9 protein-coding genes are annotated in these 7,168 nt (G+C 68.4%); 5 read left to right on the top strand and 4 right to left on the bottom strand.

The genetic code is table 11. From position 1 onward, the window contains the following. Positions 1–127 precede the first annotated feature (127 nt). From ABD154_RS00550 to ABD154_RS00535, 4 genes are all read left to right on the top strand, one after another. Positions 128–493: a VOC family protein gene (locus ABD154_RS00550; protein ID WP_198499607.1), complete on the top strand. Its 366-nt coding sequence runs from the start codon at positions 128–130 to the stop codon at positions 491–493. Positions 494–691: 198 nt separating this feature from the next. Continuing rightward, positions 692–2,089 carry an amino acid permease gene (locus ABD154_RS00545; RefSeq protein ID WP_198500780.1) on the top strand — a complete coding sequence of 466 codons (1,398 nt, stop codon included), beginning with the start codon at positions 692–694 and terminating at the stop codon, positions 2,087–2,089. A 142-nt stretch (positions 2,090–2,231) separates the two neighbouring features. Beyond that, entirely contained in the window at positions 2,232–2,720 is a 489-nt protein-coding gene (locus ABD154_RS00540) for a hypothetical protein (RefSeq protein ID WP_232623693.1), read from the top strand. Beyond that, the gene (locus ABD154_RS00535) at positions 2,713–3,006 is read left to right on the top strand and encodes a transcriptional regulator (protein WP_232623694.1); all 294 of its coding nucleotides are present in this window, start codon (positions 2,713–2,715) and stop codon (positions 3,004–3,006) included. Before ABD154_RS00540 ends, ABD154_RS00535 begins: the two co-directional genes overlap by 8 nt. Positions 3,007–3,066: 60 nt before the next feature. Here ABD154_RS00535 and ABD154_RS00530 read toward each other — a convergent pair whose 3' ends face one another. The 4 genes from ABD154_RS00530 to ABD154_RS00515 all read right to left on the bottom strand — a co-directional run bounded on the left by ABD154_RS00530 (position 3,067) and on the right by ABD154_RS00515 (position 6,109). After that, the gene (locus ABD154_RS00530) at positions 3,067–4,134 is read right to left on the bottom strand and encodes a hypothetical protein (RefSeq protein ID WP_198499609.1); all 1,068 of its coding nucleotides are present in this window, start codon (positions 4,132–4,134) and stop codon (positions 3,067–3,069) included. Beyond that, positions 4,131–4,610, bottom strand: coding sequence for a 2-C-methyl-D-erythritol 2,4-cyclodiphosphate synthase (gene ispF / locus ABD154_RS00525; RefSeq protein ID WP_198499610.1), 480 nt, complete (start codon positions 4,608–4,610; stop codon positions 4,131–4,133). Before ispF ends, ABD154_RS00530 begins: the two co-directional genes overlap by 4 nt. Positions 4,611–4,703: 93 nt before the next feature. Next, positions 4,704–5,615, bottom strand: a complete 912-nt coding sequence (locus tag ABD154_RS00520) for an IspD/TarI family cytidylyltransferase (RefSeq protein ID WP_344249571.1) — start codon at positions 5,613–5,615, stop codon at positions 4,704–4,706. Between the two features lie 11 nt (positions 5,616–5,626). Next, the gene (locus ABD154_RS00515) at positions 5,627–6,109 is read right to left on the bottom strand and encodes a CarD family transcriptional regulator (protein WP_137825680.1); all 483 of its coding nucleotides are present in this window, start codon (positions 6,107–6,109) and stop codon (positions 5,627–5,629) included. A 319-nt stretch (positions 6,110–6,428) separates the two neighbouring features. Between ABD154_RS00515 and ABD154_RS00510 the strand changes: the two genes are divergently transcribed. After that, positions 6,429–7,076, top strand: coding sequence for a hypothetical protein (locus tag ABD154_RS00510; RefSeq protein ID WP_198499611.1), 648 nt, complete (start codon positions 6,429–6,431; stop codon positions 7,074–7,076). The last annotated feature ends 92 nt before the right edge of the window (positions 7,077–7,168 follow it).

The raw sequence follows: 7,168 nt of genomic DNA, 5'->3' as shown, positions 1-7,168 counted from the left end.
GCGTCGCGGCGCTGCGGCATTCACCCCGCGACAGACCCGCGCGACGCAGAGCAGTCCCGTCGCACACGCGGCAGTCCCGCCCCGTACACCCCTATACACCGCGCGGTGCGTCGACCACACTGGTCTCATGGCCAAGACGAGCAGAATCATCAGCGTCTCCGTCCCCGTCAGCGACCTCGACGAGGCAACCCGCTTCTACACCGACGTCCTCGGATGCTCGGTGACCTACGACGGCGAGCCGATGCCCGGCAACCGCATCGTCGAAGTGGCCCCGCCAGGATCGGACGTCGCGATCGTCCTCATCCCGCAGGGCAGTCAGATCCCCGTCGCCATCCGCCTCGAGACACCCGACGCCGAGGAGGCGCACGAGCGCATCTCGGCCGCCGGTGTGACGATCCACAACGACGAGGTGCTGCGCTGGCCCGGGGTACCTCCGATGTTCTCGTTCACCGACCCCGACGGCAACGGCCTCGTCTACCTCCAGGACGACTGAGCCGCGCCTGAAGCCCGCGACGACTGAGCCGCGCCTGACGTCCAGGACGACTGAGCCCCGCACACAGTCCACGACGACCGAGCCCTGCACCCCTACACCACAACGACGGATCACCGTGGCACACCCCACCCCGTGAGACGGGCATCACCCTGCGCCCGTTAGACTGCTCTGGTGCCTGATTCACATTCGCAGTCGCCGGTGACCGCCGACTCCGCCCACACCAGCCCTCAGCCCACCCCCGACGGCTCCGGCCTCAAGGCCGGAATGCGGCCCCGCCACCTCGTCATGATGAGCCTCGGCTCGGCGATCGGTGCCGGCCTCTTCGTCGGCTCCGGGGCGGGAGTCCAGGCCGCTGGGCCCGCGGTCCTCGTGTCCTACGTCGTCGCCGGCCTCATCGTCATCTTCGTCATGCGGGCGCTCGGCGAACTCGTCGCCGCCGACCCGAACCCCGGCGCCTTCTCCCACTACGCCGGCAAGGCCATGGGCCCGGCCGCCGCGTTCGCCGTCGGCGCCCTGTGGTGGGTGCAGCTGTGCCTCGTCGTCGCCGCCGAGGCGACCGCCGCCGCGCAGATCGTCGCCGGCTACCTCCCGTCGGTCCCGCAGTGGGTGCTTGCACTCATCATCATGATCGTCTTCACCGCGATCAACCTCACGACCTCCGGCAGCTTCGGCGAGTTCGAGTTCTGGTTCTCCCTCATCAAGGTCGCCTTCGTCGCGCTCTTCGTCGTCCTCGGTATCGCCTACCTCCTCGGCTGGACCCCGGCGGCTCCCCCGACCGAGATCTTCGCCGACGGCTTCATGCCCACCGGCATCCCCGGTGTCGCCGCCGGACTCCTCGTCGTCGCGTTCGCCTTCGGCGGCATCGAGATCGTCGCGGTCGCCGCCGCCGAGACCTCCGACCCCAGCCGCTCGGTGTCGAAGGCGATCAAGACGATCGTCTGGCGCATCCTCTTCCTCTACATCGGCTCGGTGGCGATCATCGTCCTCGTCCTCGACTGGACCGATCCCCGCCTCGCCGACTCGCCGTTCGTCGCCGTCCTCGACACCGCGGGCCTGCCGTTCATCGCCTCCCTCCTCGCCGCCGTCATCGTCATCGCGCTGCTGTCGTCGATGAACGCGAACATCTACGGCGCCTCCCGCATGTCGTTCTCGATGGCCCGCCGCTCGATGCTGCCGTCCGGCCTCGGCCGCACGAACCGGCGCGGCGTTCCCGTCGCCGCGGTCCTCGCGACGTCCGTCTTCGGCTTCATCGCCGTCGCCCTCAACTACTTCTGGGCCGCCGAGGTGCTCGGCATCCTCCTCCAGATCGTCGGCTCGACGCTCATCGTCACGTGGGTCGCCACCCTCGTCTCGCAGCTCATCCTCCGCCGCCGCGCCGAGGCCGCCGGCACCCCGCTGCCGCTGAAGATGTGGCTGTTCCCCTGGCTGACGTACGCGGCCCTGGCCGGCATCGCCGTGATCATCATCCTCGGCCTCACCGTCGAATCGGTCCGCACCCAGATCATCGGCACGCTCATCTTCACCGCCGCCCTCTACCTCATCGGCATCGCCGTGACCCGCCGCAACCGGGCGAAGGGCATCGTCGCCGAGGTGTGATACGGACCCTCCCGTCAGAGGGACATCCGTCGGTCCCCGTCGCCGAGGTGGTCGTCGAGTCGGCCCCGCACCGCGCAGTCAGCGCGATGCGGGGCCGTTCTTTGTGTTTCCATCATGGAAACATTGAGGTAGAGTTTCCTCTATGGAAACACAACAGGCCTCAGACCACGACCGAGAAGAGGCGCGCCGAGCACTCCTCGCTGCGCGCTGGGAGGAAAGGAAGACCTCCTCCGGACACATCCCCAAGTGGCTGTTCGTGTACAGCGCAGCCTTGAACTTCGGCTTCGCCTGGACCAACCTCGCGGCACCACCCGGTTCAGCGATCGCTGTCAGCGCGGTCATCGCGCTCACCGCTGCCATGGTCGTCCAGGTCGTTCTTCTCGTGAGGTACGTGTGGTGTCCGAAGGGGTATCGATTCGTCAGAATCCAGTGGAAGGTCCTCCTCACACTTGTCTGCATTGCGATGCTGCTTGTCGGCGGGACATCCGTGGTGGCGTCACTGTTCGGCCATGACGGAGACACCGTGTCCGGTGCCTGGTCGATCATCGCCGGCCTTCTCTGCCTCCTCCCGATCCTCCTCGACGCGGCCGAGAAGCACTGGCCGAAGCGCAAGGGACACCACAGTGCCTGACGCCGAATTCAATCCGCTCATCCACGCCCCGATCCGCTTGCGCATCAGCGCAATGCTGTCACAGGCGAAGGGCATCGAATTCGGTGAGATCCAGTCTCGCCTCGACATCTCCAAATCGGCGCTGAGCAAGCACCTGTCACAGCTCATCGACGCAGGCTACGTCGACGAGACGAGCATCGTCCGGCTCGGCCGCTCGCGGCAGTGGCTGTCGCTGACACCGGCGGGTCTCTCCGCCTACAGATCCCACCTCGCCGCGCTGCGCAGCATCATCGACGCCGACGACTGACAGCGTCCCCCGACTCGACCGGACTGACGCTGCGGCCTCTGCCCGGCGGGCGCTGAGTTCTCAGCGCCCGCCGATGCGCTCCCGCAGTTCAGCGGCCAGCGCGCTCAATGCTTCGTGTTCGCGGGCTGCGCCGATCCACCCGTCGAGCATCGCGAGCGTCTGACCCTCGTGTCTGGCGAAATGGCGTCCGGCATACTCACGCATCGGGATCGGCGAGATCCGGTCGGCGGTCTCGAGCACCATGCGGGCGACCGCCGGCACGACCGGCACCGGCATTCCGGTCACGGCACGGACCGCCTCGGCGGCGGCATCGCTCGGCAGCCGCAGATGATCGAGCAGGCGATCCCACTCCCCTCCCCCGGCACTCAGCTGCGCCACGTACGGGATGAAGAGCGCCGGTGAGGCGATGAGAACGTCGAGCGGCACGGTGACGACGGCCGGACCGAGCTCACGGGTCAGTGCGCGCAGCGGATGCTTCGGACCGGCGGCGAGGAAGACCGGTGCCCCGAACGGCGACCAGAACCGCACCTCATGACCGGGGTCGACGCCGGGTGCGGCATCGAGCCGTTCGGAGAGGAACGCCGGAGAGAAGACGACGACCTCGGCGCCGGGGAACATCCCCTTCGCGATGTCGACGTCCCCGTCGACCTGGCTCGTGATGGCCAGCCACCGCGGGGCGACGGCCCTGAACGCCGAGGCGACCGCCGCGTCGAGATCGCCCGGTCGAGTGGTGAGGACGACGAGATCCCACGTCGTCGGCACGCGACGGCGCGTGCGCTTCCCGTGCTGGGCAGCGGCGCGGGCCCGCGCCACCGAGACGCCGGACCCGGGAGAGCCCGACGCGCCCGTGTCATCGTCGGCCGCAGCGATCCGGAATCCGCCGGCGGCGTCGATGCCGGCCCAATCGGTGACCGTCACCCGCCTCGTCGCGGCGACCTCGGTGACACTCCAGCCGGGTTCCCCGGTGTCCGATTCGCTCAATGCATCTAGCCACCGCACCCGCCGCGGATAGGCAGCCCGCGGTCGGTCGAGCAGGGTTCGGGTGACGACGACCGTCTCGTGCCGGTGACCGAGCAGCGCGGCACCTGCGAGGCCGACCGCACCCGCACCCTGGAAGAGGATTCTCATGGCCGGTACACCAGCGCATTCGCGATCGCGGCCACGCCCTCACCGCGACCCGTGAGACCGAGCGCATCCGTCGTCGTCCCCGACACGGACACCTCGGCGCCGACCGCCTGGCTCAGCGCCTCCTGCGCCTCGCTGCGCCGTTTGCCGATCTTCGGGCGGTTCCCGATGACCTGGACGGCGATGTTGCCGATCTCGAACCCGGCTGCGCGGACGAGTCGGGCCGCCTCGGCGAGGAGGCTCACCCCGGATGCCCCCGCGAATTCCGGGCGATCGACGCCGAAGTGCGCGCCGAGGTCGCCGAGGCCGGCAGCGGAGAAGAGCGCATCACAGCACGCGTGCGCGGCGACGTCGGAGTCCGAATGGCCGTCGAGGCCACGCTCCCCCGGCCACAGGAGGCCGGCGACCCAGAGTTCGCGGTCGGGGTCGTCGGCGAACGCATGGACATCGACACCGATTCCGGTCCGGGGAATGGTCATCGCGTGGCTCCTAAACGGTGAGGCAGTCGTCTGCGCGGTGAGGCAGTCGTCGACTTCCAGGATAGGTGCCGGCCAGCGCGCACGCCTGAGCGCTCACCTCGAGGCGGGATGCGACCGGCCGCGCTCGCGGGCGATGTGCTCGGCGAGGACGAGGTCGAGCGGGTACGTGATCTTCAGCGATTCCTCGTCCCCGGCCACCGCGACGACATCGACGCCGAGGCGCTCGACGAGTCCCGCGTCATCCGTCGCCTCGCGGGCGCCGGCGCCGAGTGTCCGGACTTCCTCCCGGTAGCTCGCATGGGCACGCCGCAGTGTCTCGGCGGCGAAGCCTTGCGGGGTCTGGACCCGGCGCAGACTCCCCCGGTCGAGGTCGCCGCGGAGGACTTCGACCTCGGCCGCGTGCCCCCGAGGTGGATCCGGCTGCTCCCGAGGTGGATCCGGCTCGAGATCGGCGTCATCGTCGAGCGGGATCCGCCTCGGGGACTCCTCGGCCCGGCGGACGGTGTCGATCATGGGCAGGACGGGCACGACCGCCTCGGCGCCGGACGACACAGCATCGGTCACCCGGTCGAACACCGCCGGCGGGGTGAGCGCGCGGGCGGCGTCGTGGACGAGGACGATGTCCGGGTCACCGGCTGCCGTGAGGGCCGCCTCGACGGACTCGACACGGTCGGCACCACCGGGGACGACGATGATCTCGACTTGCCCCGGGCGGACGCGGCTCTCGTGGGCACCCGCACCGCTGCCGCCACTCACGTCAGCCTCGGCACCACCACCGACCCGACCAGACCCGCCACCCCCCGCGAACCGTCGGCGCACTTCGGCGACCTCCGCCTCGGCGAGGGACACAAACACCTCGGGAGCCGCGACCACGATCGTGGTGGCGACTCCCGAGGTGATGATGGCGTCGAGACTATGCGCGAGCAGAGTGCGACCGTCCACCTGGACGAAGGCCTTCGGCTCGGTGTGCCCCAAGCGCGTGCCCGACCCTGCGGCCGGGACGATGACGCAGGTGCTCAGGACGCGAGCACTTCGTCGAGGAGCGCTTCGGCTTCGGACTCCTCTTTCTTCTCCGCGAGTGCGAGCTCGGAGACGAGGATCTGGCGAGCCTTCGACAGCATGCGCTTCTCACCGGTCGACAGTCCGCGGTCCTGTTCACGGCGCCAGAGGTCACGGACGACCTCGGCGACCTTGATCACGTCACCGGACTGCAGCTTCTCAAGATTCGCCTTGTACCGGCGAGACCAGTTGGTGGGTTCCTCGACGAATTCCGCCCGCAGGACGTTGAAGACCTTCTCCACACCCTCTTCGCCGACGACGTCACGGACGCCGACGAGATCGCAGTTCTCCGCGGGGACCTCGATGACGAGGTCACCATGGGCGACCTGGAGCTTGAGATACAGTTTCTCCTCACCTTTGATGGTTCGTTGCCTGATTTCTTGGATTGTCGCTGCACCGTGATGTGGATAGACAACAGTGTCGCCGACCTGGAAACTCATATTCTCTTCAAACCCCTTTCGCGGAATCCCAGTTTACCATGAGGCGCGCCACAGAAATCGTCCAGGATGGGGTTTCCTCATGCTAGGCTCGGCCTTTTTGGCCGCAGTCGTCAGGATCTCGCCGAGGCGGCCCAGGCCTCCCAGCGGACGCGCAGAGAACAACGGTCAGGTTGTCGTCTTCGTCACCGTCGGCCACGTCGTCAGCCGGGCAACTCGTGTTGGCGTCAGCGCCTCGGGAAGTTCACAGACAAGGTTCTACAGCTGGTCAAAAACCGGGTAGTATACAGACGGATCTTGTATTGCCACTTCAAGGAGCACAATGAAACGGCACAACCGCGCAGCTCTCGCACTTGCCGCCCTCGCGCTCGTCATCCCCGTCAGCGGATGCGCGAGCCTGATCTCCCCCCAGCAGACGGCTGAGTACCGCTACAACGGCGGCGACGGCGCGTGGGGAACGGTCGGCGACGTCGAGGTGCGCGGCCTCCTGCTCATCATGGACGAGAGCGGCGAGGGCCCGGCCCAGCTGTTCTTCACGCTCATCAACAAGGGCACCGAGGCGGCCAACGTCACGGTCGCGGTCTCCGGAGACTCCTTCTCCGAGTCGGTTCCCGCCGGCGAGACCTTCATCCAGGATCCCGAGAGCCCCCAGTCGACCGACAGCGAGCAGCTCATCGTCGACCCCATCGACGCAAAGCCCGGTGACCTCGTCGACGTCACCGTCTCCACGGGCGGCCAGGAGCAGACCATCGAGACCCAGGTCCTCTCCAACGTCCTCCCCTACTACGAGGAGTACCTCCCGTCGGAGTCGCCGTCGGCGGTGCCGACCGACGACGCCACCGAGGAGACCTCGACCGAGGGCACCGGCACCGAGACCTCGACCCCGACCGAAGGTGCTGCGAGCACCGAGGGCACGACGTCGACCGAGGGCACGACCGCGACCGAAGGCACCGCAGCCGCCAACGGCTGACGCCACGTGCCGGGCCGCACCGGCCTCCCGGCACGCCCGAATCTCCCGGCGCGCACCATCTGCGCCACAGCACGAAGGAGCCGCTCACTTCG

This window comes from Brevibacterium sanguinis (assembly GCF_039528855.1).
Classification (GTDB): Bacteria; Actinomycetota; Actinomycetes; order Actinomycetales; family Brevibacteriaceae; genus Brevibacterium; species Brevibacterium sanguinis.
This window is presented reverse-complemented; position numbering and strand designations above follow the sequence as displayed.

Bases quoted from the DNA above. Each gene is read 5' to 3' on its own strand.
- ABD154_RS00510 (WP_198499611.1), top strand. From the start codon at position 6,429: ATGAAACGGCACAACCGCGCAGCTCTCGCACTTGCCGCCCTCGCGCTC.
- ABD154_RS00540 (WP_232623693.1), top strand. From the start codon at position 2,232: ATGGAAACACAACAGGCCTCAGACCACGACCGAGAAGAGGCGCGCCGA.
- ABD154_RS00515 (WP_137825680.1), bottom strand. From the start codon at position 6,109: ATGAGTTTCCAGGTCGGCGACACTGTTGTCTATCCACATCACGGTGCA.
- ABD154_RS00530 (WP_198499609.1), bottom strand. From the start codon at position 4,134: ATGAGAATCCTCTTCCAGGGTGCGGGTGCGGTCGGCCTCGCAGGTGCC.
- ispF (WP_198499610.1), bottom strand. From the start codon at position 4,610: ATGACCATTCCCCGGACCGGAATCGGTGTCGATGTCCATGCGTTCGCC.
- ABD154_RS00550 (WP_198499607.1), top strand. From the start codon at position 128: ATGGCCAAGACGAGCAGAATCATCAGCGTCTCCGTCCCCGTCAGCGAC.